Below are 19,471 nucleotides of genomic sequence, written 5' to 3' on the forward strand. Positions count from 1 at the left end.
TCTCCTGATATCCGTTCGGGGCAACGACGTGCCGCCCCAACCATCGGGTCGTTCGGCACTCACCTCATAGAAAAATGAGGCAAATGCATGACCCCGAAACTTCGGGTTCACCTGTTACATCGCAGCGTTCAAGATATCCAGCATTTCTTTGGCAATTCGAGCAGCTATTTCATCGCCGGCGCCAAAGAAATCGCGTCCGCGTGTTGGAATCGGTCGACCCCATGCTAATCTCCGGCGTGAATCGTGCCCATTTTTCGCGGATTTCAAGGATTGCCGAATGCTCCGGATCGTCGTCCCCCTCGTCCTCTCGCTGCTCTGCGGCACCGTCGCTGCCGAACCGCTGCACGGCATCGCGATGCATGGCGAGCCGGCCCTGCCGCCGGACTACAAGAACTTCCCTTACGTCAATCCCGACGTCAAGAAGGGCGGCAAGATCACCTATGGCGTCGTCGGCACCTTCGACAACCTCAACCCGTTCATTCTGAAGAGCATGCGCACGACGGCACGCGGCATGTGGGACCCGGACTACGGCAACCTCGTCTACGAATCGCTGATGCAGCGCTCCAGGGACGAGCCCTTCACGCTTTACGGCCTGCTTGCCCAGACCGTCGAATGGGACGACGACAGGAGCTTCATTCAGTTCAACCTCAATCCGAAGGCAAAATGGTCCGACGGCCAGCCGGTAACGCCCGAGGATGTGATGTTCAGCTTCGAGCTGTTGCGTGACAAAGGCCGCGTCCCTTTCGCCAACCGCCTCAAGGTCGTCGCCAAGATGGAGAAGGTCGGCGAACACAGCGTGCGCTTTACCTTCAATGACAAGGCCGACCGAGAGACGCCTTTGATTTTCGGCCTTTTCCCGGTGCTGCCGAAGCATGCGATCGATCCCGAAACCTTTGATCGCACATCGCTGACGCCGCCGGTCGGTTCCGGCCCCTATAAGGTGAAGGTGGTGAAGCCCGGCGAAAGCATCACCTATGAGCGCGACCCGAATTACTGGGGCAAGGACATTCCTGCCAAGGTCGGCACCGACAATTACGATCAGATCACGGTCCAGTATTATCTGCAGGACACGACGTTGTTCGAAGCCTTCAAAAAGGGCGATGTCGACATCTATCCCGACGGTAATCCCGGTCACTGGGCCAATGCCTATAATTTCCCCGCGGTCACCTCCGGGGCTATCATCAAGGACGTGTTCACGCCGAAACTGCCGAGCGGCATGCTCGGCTTCGTCTTCAACACGCGGCGGCCGATCTTTGCCGATCCGAAAGTGCGTGGAGGCCTGTCGCTGGTGTTCGATTTCGAATGGGCGAACAAAAACCTCTATTCCGGCGCCTACAAGCGCACTCAAAGCTTCTGGCAGAATTCCGAGCTTTCGAGCTTCGGCGTGCCCGCCAATGCCGCGGAGCTTGCGCTACTCGGACCGATCAAGGACAAAATCGCCTCCGACATTCTCGACGGGACCTACAAGCTGCCGGTCACCGACGGCTCCGGCCGCGATCGCAACGTGCTGAAGCAGGCGGTCGGGCTGTTGAGGGAGAGCGGCTATACGATTCAGGGCGGCAAGATGGCCGATGCCTCGGGGCGGCAACTCGCTTTTGAAATCATGACGCAGAATGCCGACCAGGAGAAGCTCGCCGTCGCTTACCAGCGTTCGCTGCAGGCGATCGGCATCGCGGCGTCGATCCGCACGGTCGATGATTCGCAATATCAGAGCCGCACGAACAGCTTCGATTACGACATGATCATGAAGTCCTTTACCTCGTCGCTGTCGCCTGGAAACGAGCAGCTCGGCCGCTGGTCTTCGGCTGCCCGCACGCGCGAGGGCTCGGACAGCTTTGCCGGCGCCAATGATGCCGATCTCGACACGCTGATCGATCATCTGCTGAGGGCGCGCTCGGCGGAAGAATTCACCGCGGCGGTTCGCTCCTACGACCGCCTGCTGCTGTCGAGCCACTACGTGCTGCCGCTCTATCACATGGACCAGCAGTGGGTGGCGCGCAGCAAGCGCATCGGCCATCCCGACACGGTACCGCTTTATGGCTATCAGCTGCCGATATGGTGGGATACAAGCGCCCAATAGAAGCGGCCGAACGCCTCGGCCCGATGTCTCCACCGGAGACGCGCAGATATAAGGAAGATCATCATGGAGCGTATCACCATCGACGTCGTCTCGGATGTCGTCTGCCCCTGGTGCTATCTTGGCAAGGCGCGGCTGGAACTCGCCATTGCCGAGGTGCAGGACGAAGTCGGCGTCGATATCAACTGGCGGCCCTATCGGCTCAATCCCGATTACCCTAAGGAAGGCGTCGACCAGAAGAAGGCGCTGGCCGAGAAGCTCGGCGGCGAGGAGCGCGTGGCGCAGGCCCACAAGATGCTGACCGATCTCGGCCGCGAGGTCGGCATCGCCTTTGATTTCGAGGCAATCAAGATCGGCCCGAACACGCTCGACGCCCATCGGCTGATCCACTGGGCGATGATCGAAGGCCGCGAAAAGCAGGACGCGGTCGTCGCAGCCCTGTTCAAAGCGAATTTCGAAGAAGGCTGCAATGTCGGCGACCACGCGGTGCTGCTCGATATCGCCGAAAAGACCGGCCTGGACCGCTCGGTCATCGCCTCGCTGCTCGCCTCCGATGCCGATCGTGATCTGATCGTCGCCGAAATCAAGGCAGCGCAGGAAATGGGCGTCAACGGCGTGCCGTTCTTCATCTTCGACCAGCAATATGCCGTCAGCGGCGCCCAGACGCCGGATGTGCTGGCGAATGCGCTGCGCGATATCGCCAAGGCGAAAGCCGAGGCGCGATCGGGGCTCAACTGAGGCGCCGATGCGCATCGAGATCGAAGAGCCGCGACAGAGTTGGGTCGAGGATTTCGCAGCGCTCAAGCGCGCCATCATGCGCGCAGCCCCTGCTGGAACCTATCTGCATCACATCGGCTCGACCTGAAGACGTCAATTTCTACTACGACATCAAGGACCCGGTGTTCGACATCATCATGGACGGGGCCAATGAATGGGCAAGACTGATCGGCTGGTCAGAACCGCCAGCCGACTGAACAGTATCAGCCTTCAGCCCAGAACCGGAATGCAGCGCACCTCGGTCTTCACCGAGTTGGCGATGAAACATTCATCGTGGGCGCGATGGTGCAGCGCCTCGAGCTCGCTCAGCGAGGGCTGCTTGTCGCCACTGAAGACAACACGGGGCTTCAGTGTCACTACAGTCATGGCAAGCCGGCCTTCGGCATTCTTCTCCATGAGGCCCTCGGCGGCATCGGTGTAGCTGTCGACGCAGAAGCGCTGTTTGGCGGCGATCGACAGGAACCAGAGCATGTGGCAGCTGGAGAGCGAGGCGACAAAGGCCTCTTCCGGATCGACGGCGTCTTCGGCGGAATAAGGAAGCGGAACGACATGTGAGGACGAGGACGCCCTCACCTCGATGCCGCCGTCGAAGGTCCATCGGTGGGCGCGGCTGTAGCGGTTGTCGGTGAAGGTTTCGCCGTTGCGCTCCCAGACGATCGTTGCGCCGTATGTCGCCATGCCGGTCTCCCTCTTCCGGTCTCTTTGACTTTACGCATTCTCGGCAAAAGCGCTTCGCGCTTTGCCTGGCAAAACCGCTGCACACTTTTGCTGGAACTGCTTCTATTTCGCCATCTCGGCCAGTTGCGTCATGATAACAGCGGCGCCCTGCAGGCGCTTTTCCGGTGTCGGCAGGTCGCGGGTCAGGAACAAGCTGTGATCCGGGCGGATCTTCGCCATCGTGCCCTGCTTGCCGATATAACCGACGAGATTTGCCGGGTTCGGGAATTCCTTGTTGCGGAACTGCACGACGACGCCCTTCGGGCCGGCATCGAGCTTCTCGACATTGGCGGTGCGGCAGAGCGACTTGATGTAGACGATCTTCAGGAGATGCTGGACTTCGATCGGCATCGGGCCGAAGCGGTCGATCATCTCGGCGCCGAAGCCGTCGATCTCCTTGAGTTCGGTGAGTTCGCCGAGACGGCGGTAAAGCGCCATGCGCAGATGCAGATCGGGAACGTAATCCTCCGGGATCATCACGGTCGTGCCGACCGAGATTTGCGGCGACCAGCCGGTATCGTGGATCTCGTCGACGCCCTTCACCTCGGCGACCGCCTCTTCCAGCATCTGCTGATAGAGCTCGAAGCCGACTTCCTTGATATGGCCGGACTGCTCTTCGCCGAGCAGGTTGCCGGCGCCGCGGATATCGAGATCGTGGCTCGCCAGCTGGAAGCCGGCGCCGAGCGTATCCAGCGACTGCAGCACCTTCAGCCGGCGGTCGGCCGTTGCCGTCAGCACCTTGTTCACAGGCAGGGTGAAGAGCGCGAAAGCGCGCACTTTCGAGCGACCGACGCGGCCGCGCAGCTGATAGAGCTGGGCAAGGCCGAACATATCGGCGCGGTGGACGATCAGCGTGTTGGCTGTCGGCACATCGAGGCCGGATTCGACGATGGTGGTGGACAGCAGCACGTCGTAACGGCCTTCATAAAAGGCGTTCATGATGTCTTCGAGTTCGCCGGCCGGCATCTGGCCATGAGCGACGGCAACCTTCAGCTCCGGCACGTCGGACTGCAGGAAGGCATGCACATCGGCGAGGTCGGCAAGCCTCGGGCAGACATAGAAACTCTGGCCGCCGCGATAGTGCTCGCGCATCAGCGTCTCGCGGATGACCAGGCTGTCGAAGGGCGAGATGAAGGTGCGCACCGCCATGCGATCGACCGGCGGCGTGGTGATCAGCGACAGTTCACGCACGCCGGTCATGGCAAGCTGCAGCGTGCGCGGGATTGGCGTCGCCGAAAGCGTCAGCACGTGCACGTCGCTCTTCAGCTCCTTCAGCCGCTCCTTATGCTTGACGCCGAAATGCTGCTCCTCGTCGATGACGAGCAGGCCGAGATTGGCGAATTGGATGCCGGCGCCGAGCAGCGCATGCGTGCCGACGACGATATCGGTCTTGCCTTCGGAGACTTCCTTCTTGGTCAGCGCCAGTTCCTTGGCGCCGACAAGCCGCGAGGCTTGCTGGATGCGCACCGGCAGGCCGCGAAAACGCTCGGAGAAAGTCTTGAAATGCTGGCGCGCGAGCAAGGTCGTCGGCACGACGACGGCAACCTGGACGCCGTTCATCGCGGCGACGAAGGCGGCGCGCAAGGCCACTTCGGTCTTGCCGAAGCCGACGTCGCCGCAGACGAGACGATCCATCGGCCGGCCGGCGCCGAGATCGGAGCGCACCGCATCGATGGCGTTATCCTGGTCCTCGGTCTCGTCATAGGGGAAGCGGGCGGAGAACTCGTCGTAAAGCCCGTCCGGCGTCGTCAGAACAGGCGCGTGGCGCGTCAGACGCTCGGCGGCGATGCGGATCAGCGCGTCCGCCATATCGAGCAACCGCTTCTTGAGCTTGGCCTTGCGCATCTGCCAGGCGCCGCCGCCGAGCTTGTCGAGCTGAGCCTCGGTGCCCTCGCCGCCGTAGCGGGAGAGAAGATCGATGTTTTCGACCGGCAGGAAGAGCTTGGCCTCATCGGCATATTGCAGTTCGAGGCAGGCATGCGGGGCGCCTGCCGCCTCGATGGTCTTGAGGCCGATAAAGCGGCCGATGCCGTGTTCGGCATGGACGACGATCGAGCCCTCGTCGAGGCCAGCGACCTCGGCGATGAAATCGGCGGCACGCTTGCGGCGCTTGGAGCGGCGCACCATGCGGTCGCCGAGAATATCCTGTTCGCCGATGACGACGAGATCGCCGGCCTCGAAGCCGGATTCGAGATTGAGCACGGCGGCAGCGGCCTCGCCTTTGCCCAGCGCCCCGAGATCCTTCAGCGCCTCGACCGGCTTCACCTTTTCCAGGCCATGCTCGTTCAGCACCTGCAGTAGCCGCTCCAGCGAACCTTCGGTCCAGGCGGTGACCAGCACTTTCGCCCCGCCGGCGCGGCGGTCGGCGATATGCTTGACGACGACGTCGAAGATATTGACGCGCTCGGCATCGCCGCCGCCCTCGGCATTCGAGCGAGCCCAGCGCTGGCCCTGGCGGGCTTCGATATTGACGACCCGCCTCGCCTCGCCCTCGATTTCATTGAAAGGGCTGACACGGATCGCGCCGAGCGCGTCGAGCGTCTTGGCGAAAAGCTTGCTGTCCAGGTAGAGCTGCCCCGGCGCCACCGGCTTGTAGGGCGTGCCCTGCGCCATCTGGCCCTTGGCCGGCTGGCCGGAATTCAGGCGAGCGTCGAAATAATCGAGGACAAGCTTGGAGCGTTCTTCCGCCGCCTCCCGCACCGTATGGTCGGTGACGACTCGGAAACCGCTGAGATAATCGAAAACGGTATCGAGCTTCTCGTAGAAGAACGGCAGCCAATGCTCCATGCCGGGGTAACGGCGGCCTTCGGAGACGGCGAGATAGAGCGCGTCATCACGTGTCGTCGCGCCGAAAGCCGACAGGTAATTCTTACGGAAGCGGCTGATCGTATCCGGCGTCAGCGTCACCTCGCTCATCGGGTTGAGATCGAGTGAGCGCACCTGACCGGTCGTGCGCTGGCTCGCCGGATCGAAGCTGCGGATCGATTCCAGCGTATCGCCGAAGAAATCGAGGCGGACCGGCTCTTCCGATCCCGGCACGAAGACGTCGAGAATGCCACCGCGCACGGCATATTCGCCGACTTCGCGAACGGTCGCGACGCGGTCGAAACCGTTGCGCTCCAGACGTCCGGCGAGATCGTCCATGCGCAGCTGGTTGCCGGGCCGGGCCGAAAAGCTCAGGCTTTCGATGACATCGTGGGGCGCCACTTTCTGCAGCATGGCATTGGCGGTGACGAGCACGATGGCCGCATGCGGCTTTTTCCGGTGAGCGATGAGGCCGCCGAGTGCGGCAAGCCGGCGGGCCGAGGTATCGGCGCTCGGCGAGACGCGGTCATAGGGCAGACAGTCCCAGGCCGGCAGGGTGAGAACCGGAATGTCGGGGGCGACGAAGCCGAGCATCTGCTCGAGATCGGCCATGCGGTGGCCGTCCGACATGACATAGGCGACCGGTTCCCCCGCGCGGGCGAGTTCGGCGAGCAGCAGCGGTTCGAGGCCGGCAGGCACATTGCCGATCGTCAGCGGCTCGGCAATGGCCGCAAGCTTCTTCGCATCGAAACCAGGGATCATTCCGGCGTCCTGAGGGGCTTGTCGAAATCGGGCGTGTAGGCGGCAAGGCGGGCAAACATCGGTGTCTGGAAACGCTCGGGCACCGGCCAGGTTCCCATGATCCAGCGAACAAGATCATTGTCCTCTTCGGCCATGATCGTCTCGAACTCGTCGAGCTCGGCTTCCGAAAGCGTCGCGATCTCGGCTTCGGCGAACTGGCCGAAGACCAGATCCATCTCGCGGATGCCGCGATGCCAGCAGCGGAAAAGGATGCGGCGGCGGCGCGGGTCGAGACCGGCACTCGTGAGCGTGACACCTGTCATGGCATTACCTTCCTGTTGATGCGCCTCTATAGACCCTGGAAAGCGGCTTGTCAGCCTTGCCAAGGCCGCATTGTTCATCGCATTTTGTCCGCATGCGCCCCGCCATTCTCGATCCTCTGTTTTCCCCCATTTCGGGCCTTCCGGGCGTCGGCCCGAAGATCGCCGAACTGCTGATCAAGCTGCTCGGTCGCGAGACGCCGGAAGATTGCCGGGTCATCGATCTCCTCTTCCACGCACCCTTCTCGCTGATCGACCGGCGCAACCAGCCGGGAATCGCCCGCGCGCCGCAGGGCGCGATCGTGACGATCACCGCCCGTGTCGACCGCCACCAGGTGCCGCCGCGCGGCAAGAGCAATGTGCCCTACCGCGTCTTCCTGCATGACGAGACCGGCGAACTGACGCTGGTCTTCTTCCGCGGACAGGCGGCATGGCTGGAAAAGCAGCTGCCGATCGATGCGGAGGTGACGGTTAGCGGCAAGGTCGACTGGTTCAACGGCCGCGCCTCGATGGTGCATCCGGACTATATCGTCAGGGCCGACGAGGCGGAGAACCTGCCGCTGGTCGAGCCGATCTATCCGCTGACGGCGGGGCTTTCGCCGAAGACATTGCGTAAGATCATCGACGCCGCCCTGCCGCGGTTTCCCGAGCTGCCGGAATGGATCGATCTCGCCTTGACGCAGAAACAGGGCCTGCCGTCGATCCGCGACAGCTTCCATATGCTGCACGAGCCGCGCGATCCCGCCGATATCGACCCACAAGCCCCAGCGCGGCGGCGGCTCGCCTATGACGAGTTCCTCGCCGGCCAGCTGTCGCTGAGCCTGGTGCGCCAGCGGCTGCGCAAGGTCGCGGGCCAGCCGGTGCAGGCGACAGGTGCGGTCAGCGGCAAGATCCTGAAGACCCTGCCCTTCTCACCCACATCAAGCCAGAACGAGGCGATCGCCGACATTCTGAAGGATATGGCGGGCACCGAGCGCATGCTGCGGCTGCTGCAGGGCGATGTCGGTTCCGGCAAGACGCTGGTGGCGCTGATGTCGATGGCGGCGGTGATCGAGAGCGGCGGCCAGGCGGTGCTGATGGCGCCGACCGAAATCCTGGCGCGCCAGCACCACGCGACGATCTCGAAATTCGCCGCCTCCGCCGGGCTCGGCATCGAGGTGTTGACCGGGCGCACCAAGGGACGTGAAAGGGAGGAGATCCTGGAGCGCATCGCCTCGGGTGCGGCGCAGATCATCATCGGCACGCATGCGCTGTTCCAGGATACTGTATCTTACGCCAAGCTGATGCTGGCCGTCGTCGACGAACAGCACCGTTTCGGCGTGCATCAGCGCCTCAGGCTGACAGCCAAAGGCATCTCGCCGCACATGCTTGTGATGACGGCGACGCCGATCCCGCGCACCCTGGTGCTCGCCGCCTTCGGCGACATGGACGTTTCCAAGCTCACCGAGAAACCGGCCGGCCGCAAACCGATCCAGACGATCACCGTGCCGATGGAGCGCACCGGCGAAATTGTCGGGCGGCTGCAAAGCGCCCTTGCTGAGGGCAAGAAGGCCTACTGGATCTGCCCGCTGGTCGAAGAATCCGAAGAGCTCGACCTGATGTCGGCCGAGGAGCGGCATGCGACACTTGTTGCCGCGCTCGGCCCCGATATCGGCCTCATCCACGGCCGCATGAGCGGGCCGGAGAAGGATGCGGCGATGATGGCCTTCAAGAACGGCGAGACCCGGCTGCTCGTCGCCACCACCGTCGTCGAAGTCGGCGTCGACGTACCGGATGCGACGATCATGGTGATCGAACATGCCGAACGCTTCGGCCTGGCGCAATTGCACCAGCTGCGCGGCCGCGTCGGGCGCGGCGACGAGGCCTCGACCTGCATCCTGCTCTACAAGGGGCCGCTCGGCGAGACCGGCCATGCCCGGCTTTCGATCATGCGCGAGACCGAAGACGGCTTTCGCATCGCCGAGGAGGATTTGAAACTGCGCGGCGAAGGCGAACTGCTCGGCACCCGCCAGTCCGGCACGCCGGGTTTTCGCATCGCCAGCCTCGAGGCGCATGCCGACCTGCTGGAAATCGCCCGCAAGGATGCGGCCTATCTCATCGAGCGCGATCCGGAGCTGACCAGTGACAGAGGACAGGCGATCCGCACGCTGCTCTACCTGTTCCGCCGGGACGAGGCGATCCGGTTCTTAAGAGCAGGATAAAGCGCGCCGCGGCGCTTTAATCTTCTTTCCATGCATATCGTTGTCCCAAAACGCCAAACACTTTTGGGCGATATGCATCAATCCGCCTTGGAAACCGCCACAGGCTTCGGCCGCGGCAGATGCTTCTGCTTCGGCTCGGATGGCATGTGTCCGGGTGCGACGAGACCGCCCGAAATCAGGAATTTGGCGGCGTCTTCCGGGCTCATATCGAGCATGACGATCTTTTCGCGCGGCACGAAGACGAGGAATCCGGCCGTCGGCACCGGCGTCGGCGGCAGGAAGACGGCGACCATATCCTGGCCCATGGCGTTGAATTTCGAGGCGATTTCGCCTTTTGCGTCGGTGGCGATGAAGACCAAGGCCCAGAGGCCCGGGCTCGGATATTCGATGAGGCCCACCTTCTTGAAGGAATTCGCCTGCTCCTTCAGCACGGTTTCGAAAATCTGCTTCACACTTTTATAGATCGTGCGCACCAGCGGCATGCGCTGGACGATCGATTCGCCGAAGCGGACGATGCTCTGGCCGATGAGGTTCTTGCCGAGGAAGCCGACGACGGTGATCAGCACGACGGCGATCAGCAGGCCGAAACCGGGAATGGCGAAATTGAGATAGCTTTCCGGATTCCAGCGCGCCGGAATATAGGGCCTGACCCAGCTGTCCGACCAATGGATGAAAGTCCAGGTCAACCAGATGGTAATCGCGATCGGCGCGCAGATGATCAGGCCTGCGAGAAAATTATTCCTCAGCCGGGTCGCGACCGGCATTCTGGGGGCGTTGTCGGCCATCGTTTCCTGATGAACTCCATCTCAGTCCTGGACGGGCCGGAACGCCGGCCCTTCCCCCTTGTCCGCACACCAAAATTGCCAGAATTCGGGGCGTCGCACAATATGTTTCGGCGCGAAGGTCCCGCCCCTCCAGGCTTATTCCACGGTCACGGATTTCGCCAGATTGCGGGGCTGATCGACATCCGTGCCCATGAACACGGCCGTGTGATAGGCGAGCAGCTGGATCGGCAGCGAGAAGATCATCGGCGCGATGATTTCGTCGACGACAGGCAGGGTAATCGTCGCCATGGTCGGCAGCTTCGAGGCCGCCGCACCGGCTTCGTCGGTGATGAAGATGATGCGGCCGCCACGGGCTGCGACCTCCTGCATGTTGGAGACGGTCTTTTCGAAGAAACGATCATAGGGGGCAATGACGATAACCGGCATGTTCTCGTCGATCAGCGCGATCGGCCCGTGCTTCAATTCGCCGGCGGCATAACCTTCGGCGTGGATATAGGAAATTTCCTTAAGCTTCAGCGCCCCTTCCATGGCGAGCGGGAAGCTGGTGCCGCGGCCGAGATAGAGCACGTCCTTGCACTTCGACAATTCCCGCGACAGGCTTTCCATCTGCGGCTGGATGAGGTTCAGCACCCGGCTCATGATGCGCGGCATTTCGGCGAGATGACGCACCAGCGCCCTCTCCTCCTCAGCGCTCACCGTGCCGCGCGCCTTGCCGGCGCCGATCGCCAGCGACGCCAGCACGGCAAGCTGGCAGGTGAAGGCCTTGGTCGAGGCGACGCCGATTTCGGGACCGGCCATGATTGGGAAGACGGCGTCGGATTCGCGTGCGATCGTCGATTCGCGGACATTGACGACGGCGCCGATCTTCAGGCCGTTGTCGCGGCAGTAGCGCAGTGATGCCAGCGTATCGGCGGTTTCGCCGGACTGCGAGATGAAGAGCGCCGCCTGCGAGGGCGAAAGCGGCATTTCGCGGTAGCGGAATTCCGAGGCGACGTCGATCTCGACCGGTAGACGGGCATAACGCTCGAACCAGTATTTGCCGACGAGACCGGCGAGATAGGCGGTGCCGCAGGCCGAGATCGCCAGGCCGGTCGCCGCTTTGAAATCGATCGCCGCGGCATTGGCGCCGATCGTGTTCTCGGCGAAATCGACATAGTGGCTGAGCGCGTGGGAGATCACCTCCGGCTGCTCGTAGATTTCCTTTTCCATGAAGTGGCGGTGGTTGCCCTTGTCGACGACATAGGCGGTCGCCTGCGAGATCTGGCGGGCGCGCTTGACCGGCTTGCCGGTGAAATCGAGCACCGAGACGCTATCCCGGGTGATGACGGCGCAGTCGCCGTCGACGAGATAGGTGATTTCGTTGGTGAAGGGCGAGAGCGCGATGGCGTCCGAGCCGAGAAACATCTCGCCGCGGCCGTAGCCGACGGCAAGCGGCGGGCCGGACCGGGCGGCCATGATCGTGCCGGGATCGGCCTTGAGCATGACGGCCAGCGCATAGGCGCCGGTCACCCGGTTCAGCATCTTCAACATGGCAGCGCGCGGATCGAAGCCCTCGCGCAGATATTTTGCCATCAGCTGGGCGACGACTTCGGTGTCGGTCTGGGTTTCGAAGACCGAGCCGTCCGCGGTCAACTCGTCACGAAGCTCTGAGAAATTCTCGATAATGCCGTTATGGACGACGGCGACACCTTCGACGAAATGCGGATGGGCATTGGTCTCGTTCGGCACGCCGTGGGTCGCCCAGCGTGTGTGGGCGATTCCGACCAGACCCGGCAGCGGTTCCGCATCGAGGCGTTTTTCCAGATTAAAGAGCTTGCCTTCGGCGCGGCGGCGATCCATCACGCCCTCATGGATGGTGGCGACACCGGCGGAATCATAACCGCGATATTCGAGGCGCTTCAGCGCATCGACCAGGCGCCCGGCGACAGGCTGAGTTCCGACGATCCCCACAATTCCGCACATGCAATATCCCCATAAGCCTTCGATAACGAGGCCAGTCCTAACGATTTCCGCTTATTTCTCAATGGCCTCGGCGGTCACTTTCAATTTCCGCCGGTTACGCAAAGCGTCCCTCAGGCTTTCGTCTTCCTTGCCGCCTTGATGGCGAGCGCGCGTTCGCGCAGCAAGGACGCGCGGCCGGGCTTGATCTCCTGGCGGGCGCGGCCGAGCGCCAGCGCATCGGCCGGGACGTCGACGGTGATGACGCTGCCGGAGCCGACATAGGCACCGTCGCCGATCGTCACCGGCGCGACCAGCGAGGAGTTGGAACCGATGAAGGCGTTTTCGCCGATCACCGTTTCGCTCTTGTTGACCCCGTCATAATTGCAGGTGATCGTGCCGGCGCCGATGTTGCTGCCGGCGCCGACGACGGCATCGCCGATATAGGTGAGGTGGTTGACCTTGGCGCCCTCGCCCAACCGGCCGTTCTTCACCTCGCAGAAATTGCCGACCTTGGCGCCGCTGGCGAGATCAGCACCCGGCCGCAGCCGTGCGAAAGGGCCGACGGTCGCGCTCTCACTGACATGAGCGCCTTCGATATGCGAGAAAGCGTGAATGACGGCGCCGCTGTCGATCACCGCGCCAGGGCCGAAGACGACGTTCGGCTCGATCAGCGCATCCTGGCCGATGACTGTATCGTAGGAGAGGAACACCGTTTCCGGTGCGATCATGGTGACGCCCGCCAGCATCATTTCGCGGCGGCGGCGCTCCTGCCAGAAGCGCTCGATGACGGCGAGTTCGGCGCGGTTGTTGCAGCCGGTCATCTCGATTTCAGGGGCATCGACGGCGGTGACGCGACCGCCGAGCGAGCGGGCGATTTCGACGAGATCGGTCAGATAGAATTCGCCCTTGGCATTGGCATTGCCAATGCGCGAGAGGAGATCGAGCGCCTTGCGGCCGTTGATCGCCATCAGCCCACTGTTGCACCAGGTCACCGCGCGCTCGGCATCGGTCGCATCCTTCTCCTCGCGGATGGCGATCAATTCGCCGTCCTTGACGAGCAGCCGGCCATAGCCGGTCGGACGGTCGGTGTGAAAACCGATGACGACGATGTCACTGCCATCGGCAAGACCCTGGCGGGCGGCTTTCAGCGGGCCGTCGGTCTGCAGCGGCACGTCGCCATAGGTGACGAGGATATCGTCATAACCCTTGGCGATCGCTTCGCGCGCCGCCAGCACTGCATGGCCGGTGCCGAGGCGCTGCTGCTGCAGATAGGATTCGACGCCGACACCATCGACGCTTGCGGCCTTTGCCACCTCCTCGGCGTCGCGGCCGACGACAAGGGCAACGGCGGAAATGCCGGCGGAGGCGACTGCCTCGACGACATGGGCGATCATAGGCCGCCCGGCGACCGGATGCAGCACCTTCGATTTCGAGGATTTCATCCGCGTGCTGTCACCGGCAGCTAGGATGACGGCAAGACAAGTACGTTCCATGATCTGCTCCGCGAATCCGCGCCATGAGGCGGCTTTGTTGCCTCATACTGCATAATTCCTGAAATCGGAATCGATTTTCGGAAGCCGCGATGGAAGGATCGACAGTGCGGCGGCGCCCTTTACGCGTCTCCAAAGAAGCGCAGCGCCATAGCACGGTCAAAGTCCTTACTTAGGTGAAACTTCGGGCGAAAGCGGCTCCATGGCAGCGGGATCGCCGCGGGTCGCGAAGGCTTCGTGCACATGATCGCGGCCGTCCAGGATGACGACTTCCATCGCCCGGCGCGCGGCGGCGCTGTCACCGCAAGCGATGGCATCGACGATGCGCATATGGGTGTCGGCAATATTGGCAAACCCATTTTCGGAGGGCGGCGTACTGATGCGGAACATGCCGACGAGAGCCGCCTCGATGAGGCTGCCGAGGGTGCGCATGAAGGGATTGTGCGAGGCTTCGGCGAGCGCCAGGTGAAAGTGCAGGTCGGCGAGCGCCAGGCTGTCGGCCGTATGATCGCTCGCCGCCATCTCCTCCGCCAGCCCGCGCAGTATCTCGATTTCCTCGGCGTTGGCCCGCTCGGCGACGAGGCCGGCGGCGAAGGGTTCAACGGCGAGGCGGATATCGTAAAGCTGCAAAAGGAATTCTTCCGTCACACCGTTGTCGAAGTGCCAGGCGATGATCTCGCTGTCGAACATGTTCCAGAGGTTCTTCTCGGTCACACGCGTGCCGACGCGCGCCTTGGCGACGACCATGCCCTTGGCGGCGAGCGTCTTCATCGTCTCGCGCAAGACCGTGCGCGACACCTTGAAACGCTGCGCCAGTTCGGTGTCGCCGGGCAGGATCGAGCCGACGGGATAGGTGCCGGCGACGATCGCCTTGCCGAGCTCGTCGACCACCTGGGCGTGACTTGTCCGGGTCCGGCGCCCTGTCTTGCGTGTCTCGATCAATTTGTTGCGCAAGCGATCCGTCTCCCCCTCAGGCATACCTCTTGTTCAGACTGGAAAGGAACAGGATCGCCTTCTGCATCAGGATGAATGCAAACAGCAGCAGGCCGATCAGGATCTTGGTCCACCAGCTCGACAGCGTGCCGTCGAAGGTGATGTAAGTCTGAATGAGCCCCTGGATCAGGATGCCGATCAAGGTTCCTGCCACGAATCCCGCTCCTCCTGTTAGCAGCGTCCCTCCGATGACGACTGCCGCGATCGCGTCGAGTTCGACGCCGACCGCCGCAAGAGAATATCCAGCAGAGGTGTACAGCGAAAAAACGATTCCAGATAGGCCGGCGAGAAAACCCGACAGCGCATAGATCTGGATCGTCGTGCGGCCGACCGGCACGCCCATCAGCCGCGCCGTCTGCGGACCGCCGCCGAGCGCATAGACATTGGTGCCGAAGCGGGTGCGGTGGGCGATGAAGATGCCGGCGGCAAAGACCAGAAGCATGATGGCGCCGATCAGCGTCAGCCGCCCGCCTCCGGGCAGTCGCCAATAGAGGCTCGTCAGCGTCGAATAATAGTCGTGGTTGATCGGAATGCTGTCGATCGAGAGCACGAAAGCGATACCGCGCGCCAGGAACATGCCGGCAAGTGTGACGATAAAGGCCGGCATTTCAAGATAATGGATGATCGCACCCATGACGGCACCGAAGGCGGTGGTGATGACGAGGACGAGGGCGAAGGCGAGCAGCGGATGGATCGAGCTGTTCTGCAGGACGACGGCGAGGAAGACGCCGGTGAAGGCGATGACCGAACCGATCGACAGATCGATACCGCCGGAGATGATGACGAAGGTCATGCCGACTGCGGCAATGCCGAGAAAGGCGTTGTCCGTCAGCAGATTGCCGATGACGCGAGTCGACAGCATGTTGGGATATTGCAGCGTGCAGCCGGCATAGGCGAGCACGAAGATGACGACGGTCGCAAGCAGCGGCAGGTATTTGGAGTTCATTTCTGCTGCTCCCTTCGGCTGGCGAAGATGGCGAGCGACTGCACCGCCGGCGACTGGATGACGAGGATCACGATGATGATGACCGCCTTGATGATCAGATTGAATTCGGGCGGAAAGCCGGAGGACAGGATGCCGGTGTTGACGGCCTGAATGATCATCGCGCCGATCAGCGATCCCACGATGCTGAAGCGACCGCCGAGCAGCGAATTGCCGCCGACGACAACGGCCAGGATGGCGTCGAGTTCGAGCCAGAGACCGGCATTGTTGGCGTCGGCGCCCTTGATGTCGGCTGCGACGATGATGCCGGCGATCGAGGCGCAGAGCCCGCTCAGCATGTAGACGGCCATCAGCAGCACCGGCGTCTGAATGCCGGAGAGCGTGCTTGCACGGCGGTTGATGCCGACGGCCTCGAGCAGCATGCCGAGCGCCGTGCGCCGGACGAGCAGGATGACCAGCAGGCCGACGAGCAGCCAGATGACCACGGGCATCGGCAGGAGGGCCAGGGAACCGCTGCCGAAGAAGATCAGACCGTCATCGTTGAAGGTCAGGATGGCGCCTTCGGTGATAAGCTGGGCGATGCCGCGGCCGGCGACCATCAGCACCAGCGTGGCGATGATCGGCTGAATATTGAGGATCGACACCAGGAAACCGTTCCAGACGCCGCAGGCAAGCCCGACCGCAAGCGTTAGGATAACGGTGTAAGCAACTGAATTTCCTGCTACAATCGACGATGCGGCAACGGCACCGCAGATGGCGATGACCGCTCCGACGGACAGGTCGATGCCTTTGGTGGCAATCACCAGCGTCATGCCGATCGCCAAGAGCGCCACCGGCGCGCCGCGATTCAGCACGTCGATCAGGCTGCCATAAAGGCGTCCGTTCTGAACCACCACGTTAAAAAACTGTGGTGACGTTATGAAATTCAACAGAAGAATGACAACGAGGGCGATCAATTGCGGCGCCAGGCGATAAGCCAGCGCATTCCGGGAGGATTTCATGCTTCCTCCTTGTGCTCGGCGGCGGCAATGGAATCGACGATGGCGGCGGCGGTGATGCGCTCGCCCGTGAGTTCAGCGATATGCTGCCTGTCGCGAAGCACGATGACACGTGAACTATAGGCGACAAGCTCTTCAAGTTCCGAGGAAATTACGATCAATGACATGCCTTCGGCGCAGAGCTGTTCGATGAGCCGGATGATCTCGGCATGGGCGCCGACATCGATGCCGCGGGTCGGCTCGTCGAGGATGAGAAACTTGGGATTGGTCGCCAGCCAGCGGGCGAGGATCGCCTTCTGCTGGTTGCCGCCGGAGAGCAGACGGATCGGCTTTTCGCGGTCGGTGGTGCGGATGTCGAGCGCCTTGATATAGCGGTCGGCGAGCGCATTCTGCTCGGCGCGCGACAGCGGCCGGGTCCAGCCGCGGCGGGCCTGCAGCGCCAAGGCGATATTTTCCCTGATCGACAGGTCGCCGACGATGCCGTCGGTCTTGCGGTCCTCGGGGCAGAAGCCGAAGCCCTTTTCGATCGCGGCGCGCGGGCTGGACAGGGTTGCGGGCTGACCGTCGATCGTGGCGCTGCCGCTATCGGCATGCTCGACGCCGAAGAGCAGCTCGGCGGTTTCGGTGCGCCCCGAGCCGAGCAGACCGGCGATGCCGACCACCTCGCCTGCGCGCACATCGAGATCGAAGGGTTTGACCTTGCCGCGCTTGCCGTAGCCGGAAAATCTGTAGCGGACCTCGCCCGCTGCAATGCTGTGTTCCCTGACCGTCTCTTCGGCCTGGGCGAGCTCGCGGCCGAGCATCATGGCGATCAGGCCCTGGCGCGGCAGATCGGCGGCGTCGCGGGTGCCGACCAGCTTGCCGTTGCGCAGCACGGTGATGCGATCGCTGATCGCATAGACCTGCTCGAGGAAATGGGTAATGAAGACGATGCCGAGACCGCGCTTCTTCAGGTCCTCGATGATGCGGAAGAGCAGCGCCACTTCCTGGTTGTCGAGGCTTGCCGTCGGCTCGTCCAAGATCAGCACCTTGCCGGAGAGATCGACGGCGCGGGCGATGGCGACCACCTGCTGGACGGCGACGGAGAAGCGGCTGAGTTCGGCGGTGACGTCGATGTCGATACCGTAGCCGGCGAGCAGTTCGCGCGCCTTGCGGTTCATCGCGCGCACGTCGGTCATGCCGAAACGCCTTGGCTGGCGTCCGAGAAAGAGATTTTCGGCGACACTCAGATTGGTGAGGAGGTTGACCTCCTGATAGACGGTGCCGATGCCGAGCTTCTGGGCGGCGAGCGTATTGGCCGGATTGATTTCGTGGCCGTCGAGCACCAGGCTGCCGCCGTCACGATGGTAAGCGCCGGTGATGCATTTGATCAGCGTCGATTTTCCTGCGCCGTTCTCGCCGAGAAGCGCATGAACCTCGCCGCGGCGCAGCGTGAAATCCACCTTATCCAGGGCGACGGCGCCGGGGAAGAATTTCGATATCGCCGAGGCTGCGAGAATAGTCTCGTTATTGTGAACCATGAGGGCTGCTGTTTCCTGATATTGGCCTTGCACCTGCACCAAAACCGGGCATGACGCCCGGCCCGGCACCGGCAGTTCCGCACCGGCCCATGATGGACCGGTGCGGTTTCAGGTTCAAATCAGTAGCCCTGACCCTTCTTCTCTTCGTAGACCTTCATCGGGTCGTCGGCCGGCGTGTAGAGCTTGGACTCGGTCTGGATCCACTTTGCCGGAGCCTTCTTGTCCTTCAGATAGGCTTCGAGCGCATCGAGGGCGGGACCGGCCATGTTCGGCGTCAGTTCGACCGTGGCATTGGCCTCGCCTTCGGACATTGCCTTGAAAATGTCGGGGACGGCGTCGATCGAGACGACAAGGATATCCTTGCCGGGCTTCAGGCCGGCTTCCTTGATCGCCTGGATGGCGCCAACGGCCATGTCGTCGTTATGGGCGTAGAGCGCGCAGATATCCTTGCCGCCATTTTCAGCCTTCAGGAAGCTTTCCATGACTTCCTTGCCCTTGGTGCGGGTGAAGTCGCCGGTCTGGCTGCGAACGATCTTGAGATTGTCGTGGCCTGCGAGAGCTTCTTCGAAGCCCTTCTTGCGGGCGATAGCCGGCGACGAACCGGTCGTGCCCTGCAGCTCGACGACATTGCACTTCTTGTCGCCAACGGTCTTGACCAGGAAGTCGCCGGCGACCTTGCCTTCATGCACGAGGTCGGACGTGACAGCCGTCAGGTAGAGATCGTCCGGAGCCTTGATGGTGCGGTCGAGAAGGATGACCGGGATCTTGGCTTCCTTGGCTTCCTTGAGAACATCGTCCCAGCCGGTTTCGACAACCGGCGCGATGAGGATGGCGTCGACGCCCTGTGCGATGAAGGAGCGCAGGGCCTTGATCTGGTTTTCCTGCTTCTGCTGGGCATCGGCAAACTTCAGATCGATGCCGCGCTTCTTGGCCTGCTCCTTGGTTACGGTCGTTTCAGCCGCACGCCAGCCCGATTCCGAGCCGATCTGCGAGAAGCCGACGGTCAGGCCGGCGGCCGAAGCCGAACCGAACATGCAGGCAGCCAAAATCGTGGCACTCAAAAGTGCAGTCTTCAATTTCATGATTTCCTCCCAATGCCGCATCTCGCGGCGCAGGGTCAAAAAATCATATAGTATTACTTTTGTAAATCGGTTTTTTAGGAT

Annotated in this window: 15 protein-coding genes; 4 read left to right on the forward strand and 11 right to left on the reverse strand. The window is 62.4% G+C overall.

The window, feature by feature from the left end:
* Window positions 1–277 precede the first annotated feature (277 nt).
* The 3 genes from CO671_RS24045 (at window position 278) to CO671_RS33435 (ending at window position 2,942) form a co-directional block, all read left to right on the forward strand.
* A complete protein-coding gene (locus CO671_RS24045; protein ID WP_097607992.1) occupies window positions 278–2,080 on the forward strand; it encodes an extracellular solute-binding protein in 1,803 nt (600 codons plus the stop codon).
* Between the two features lie 63 nt (window positions 2,081–2,143).
* Window positions 2,144–2,815, forward strand: a complete 672-nt coding sequence (locus tag CO671_RS24050) for a DsbA family oxidoreductase (RefSeq protein ID WP_097607993.1) — start codon at window positions 2,144–2,146, stop codon at window positions 2,813–2,815.
* A gap of 7 nt (window positions 2,816–2,822) precedes the next feature.
* On the forward strand, window positions 2,823–2,942 hold the full coding sequence (locus tag CO671_RS33435) for a GrpB family protein (protein ID WP_245425031.1): 120 nt from the start codon (window positions 2,823–2,825) through the stop codon (window positions 2,940–2,942).
* 122 nt (window positions 2,943–3,064) lie between these two features.
* On the opposite strand, the gene CO671_RS24055 is transcribed toward CO671_RS33435, so the two are convergent.
* The 3 genes from CO671_RS24055 to CO671_RS24065 form a co-directional block, all read right to left on the reverse strand.
* Entirely contained in the window at window positions 3,065–3,532 is a 468-nt protein-coding gene (locus CO671_RS24055; RefSeq protein ID WP_097607994.1) for an OsmC family protein, read from the reverse strand.
* Between the two features lie 102 nt (window positions 3,533–3,634).
* Window positions 3,635–7,138, reverse strand: coding sequence for a transcription-repair coupling factor (gene mfd / locus CO671_RS24060; protein ID WP_097607995.1), 3,504 nt, complete (start codon window positions 7,136–7,138; stop codon window positions 3,635–3,637).
* Window positions 7,135–7,440 (reverse strand): succinate dehydrogenase assembly factor 2, encoded by a 306-nt coding sequence (locus tag CO671_RS24065; RefSeq protein WP_003579224.1) that lies wholly within the window; start codon window positions 7,438–7,440, stop codon window positions 7,135–7,137. The genes mfd and CO671_RS24065 overlap by 4 nt, the downstream gene beginning before the upstream one ends.
* A gap of 92 nt (window positions 7,441–7,532) precedes the next feature.
* Between CO671_RS24065 and recG the strand changes: the two genes are divergently transcribed.
* On the forward strand, window positions 7,533–9,638 hold the full coding sequence (gene recG / locus CO671_RS24070; RefSeq protein ID WP_097608037.1) for an ATP-dependent DNA helicase RecG: 2,106 nt from the start codon (window positions 7,533–7,535) through the stop codon (window positions 9,636–9,638).
* A 77-nt stretch (window positions 9,639–9,715) separates the two neighbouring features.
* Here recG and CO671_RS24075 read toward each other — a convergent pair whose 3' ends face one another.
* From CO671_RS24075 to ytfQ, 8 genes are all read right to left on the reverse strand, one after another.
* Window positions 9,716–10,423 (reverse strand): DUF502 domain-containing protein, encoded by a 708-nt coding sequence (locus CO671_RS24075; RefSeq protein WP_097607996.1) that lies wholly within the window; start codon window positions 10,421–10,423, stop codon window positions 9,716–9,718.
* 135 nt (window positions 10,424–10,558) lie between these two features.
* Window positions 10,559–12,385, reverse strand: a complete 1,827-nt coding sequence (glmS, locus tag CO671_RS24080; RefSeq protein ID WP_097607997.1) for a glutamine--fructose-6-phosphate transaminase (isomerizing) — start codon at window positions 12,383–12,385, stop codon at window positions 10,559–10,561.
* A 110-nt stretch (window positions 12,386–12,495) separates the two neighbouring features.
* Window positions 12,496–13,857, reverse strand: coding sequence for a bifunctional UDP-N-acetylglucosamine diphosphorylase/glucosamine-1-phosphate N-acetyltransferase GlmU (glmU, locus tag CO671_RS24085; protein ID WP_097607998.1), 1,362 nt, complete (start codon window positions 13,855–13,857; stop codon window positions 12,496–12,498).
* A 165-nt stretch (window positions 13,858–14,022) separates the two neighbouring features.
* The gene (locus CO671_RS24090) at window positions 14,023–14,808 is read right to left on the reverse strand and encodes a FadR/GntR family transcriptional regulator (protein ID WP_097607999.1); all 786 of its coding nucleotides are present in this window, start codon (window positions 14,806–14,808) and stop codon (window positions 14,023–14,025) included.
* Between the two features lie 16 nt (window positions 14,809–14,824).
* Complete coding sequence (gene yjfF, locus CO671_RS24095; RefSeq protein WP_097608000.1) at window positions 14,825–15,793, reverse strand: galactofuranose ABC transporter, permease protein YjfF; 969 nt, start codon at window positions 15,791–15,793, stop codon at window positions 14,825–14,827.
* Complete coding sequence (locus tag CO671_RS24100; protein WP_097608001.1) at window positions 15,790–16,791, reverse strand: ABC transporter permease; 1,002 nt, start codon at window positions 16,789–16,791, stop codon at window positions 15,790–15,792. Before CO671_RS24100 ends, yjfF begins: the two co-directional genes overlap by 4 nt.
* Complete coding sequence (gene ytfR, locus CO671_RS24105; protein WP_097608002.1) at window positions 16,788–18,308, reverse strand: galactofuranose ABC transporter, ATP-binding protein YtfR; 1,521 nt, start codon at window positions 18,306–18,308, stop codon at window positions 16,788–16,790. The genes CO671_RS24100 and ytfR overlap by 4 nt, the downstream gene beginning before the upstream one ends.
* A gap of 119 nt (window positions 18,309–18,427) precedes the next feature.
* Window positions 18,428–19,390: a galactofuranose ABC transporter, galactofuranose-binding protein YtfQ gene (gene ytfQ, locus CO671_RS24110; RefSeq protein WP_097608003.1), complete on the reverse strand. Its 963-nt coding sequence runs from the start codon at window positions 19,388–19,390 to the stop codon at window positions 18,428–18,430.
* Window positions 19,391–19,471: the final 81 nt, after the last annotated feature.

This window comes from Rhizobium sp. M10 (assembly GCF_002531955.1).
GTDB classification, from domain to species: Bacteria; Pseudomonadota; Alphaproteobacteria; order Rhizobiales; family Rhizobiaceae; genus Rhizobium; species Rhizobium etli_C.

Excerpts from the sequence above, each read along its gene's own strand:
- CO671_RS33435 (WP_245425031.1), top strand. The coding sequence starts at position 2,823 with ATGCGCATCGAGATCGAAGAGCCGCGACAGAGTTGGGTCGAGGATTTC.
- CO671_RS24045 (WP_097607992.1), top strand. The coding sequence starts at position 278 with ATGCTCCGGATCGTCGTCCCCCTCGTCCTCTCGCTGCTCTGCGGCACC.
- ytfQ (WP_097608003.1), bottom strand. The coding sequence starts at position 19,390 with ATGAAATTGAAGACTGCACTTTTGAGTGCCACGATTTTGGCTGCCTGC.
- mfd (WP_097607995.1), bottom strand. The coding sequence starts at position 7,138 with ATGATCCCTGGTTTCGATGCGAAGAAGCTTGCGGCCATTGCCGAGCCG.
- CO671_RS24055 (WP_097607994.1), bottom strand. The coding sequence starts at position 3,532 with ATGGCGACATACGGCGCAACGATCGTCTGGGAGCGCAACGGCGAAACC.
- ytfR (WP_097608002.1), bottom strand. The coding sequence starts at position 18,308 with ATGGTTCACAATAACGAGACTATTCTCGCAGCCTCGGCGATATCGAAA.
- glmU (WP_097607998.1), bottom strand. The coding sequence starts at position 13,857 with ATGGAACGTACTTGTCTTGCCGTCATCCTAGCTGCCGGTGACAGCACG.
- yjfF (WP_097608000.1), bottom strand. The coding sequence starts at position 15,793 with ATGAACTCCAAATACCTGCCGCTGCTTGCGACCGTCGTCATCTTCGTG.
- CO671_RS24100 (WP_097608001.1), bottom strand. The coding sequence starts at position 16,791 with ATGAAATCCTCCCGGAATGCGCTGGCTTATCGCCTGGCGCCGCAATTG.
- recG (WP_097608037.1), top strand. The coding sequence starts at position 7,533 with ATGCGCCCCGCCATTCTCGATCCTCTGTTTTCCCCCATTTCGGGCCTT.
- glmS (WP_097607997.1), bottom strand. The coding sequence starts at position 12,385 with ATGTGCGGAATTGTGGGGATCGTCGGAACTCAGCCTGTCGCCGGGCGC.
- CO671_RS24075 (WP_097607996.1), bottom strand. The coding sequence starts at position 10,423 with ATGGCCGACAACGCCCCCAGAATGCCGGTCGCGACCCGGCTGAGGAAT.
- CO671_RS24050 (WP_097607993.1), top strand. The coding sequence starts at position 2,144 with ATGGAGCGTATCACCATCGACGTCGTCTCGGATGTCGTCTGCCCCTGG.
- CO671_RS24065 (WP_003579224.1), bottom strand. The coding sequence starts at position 7,440 with ATGACAGGTGTCACGCTCACGAGTGCCGGTCTCGACCCGCGCCGCCGC.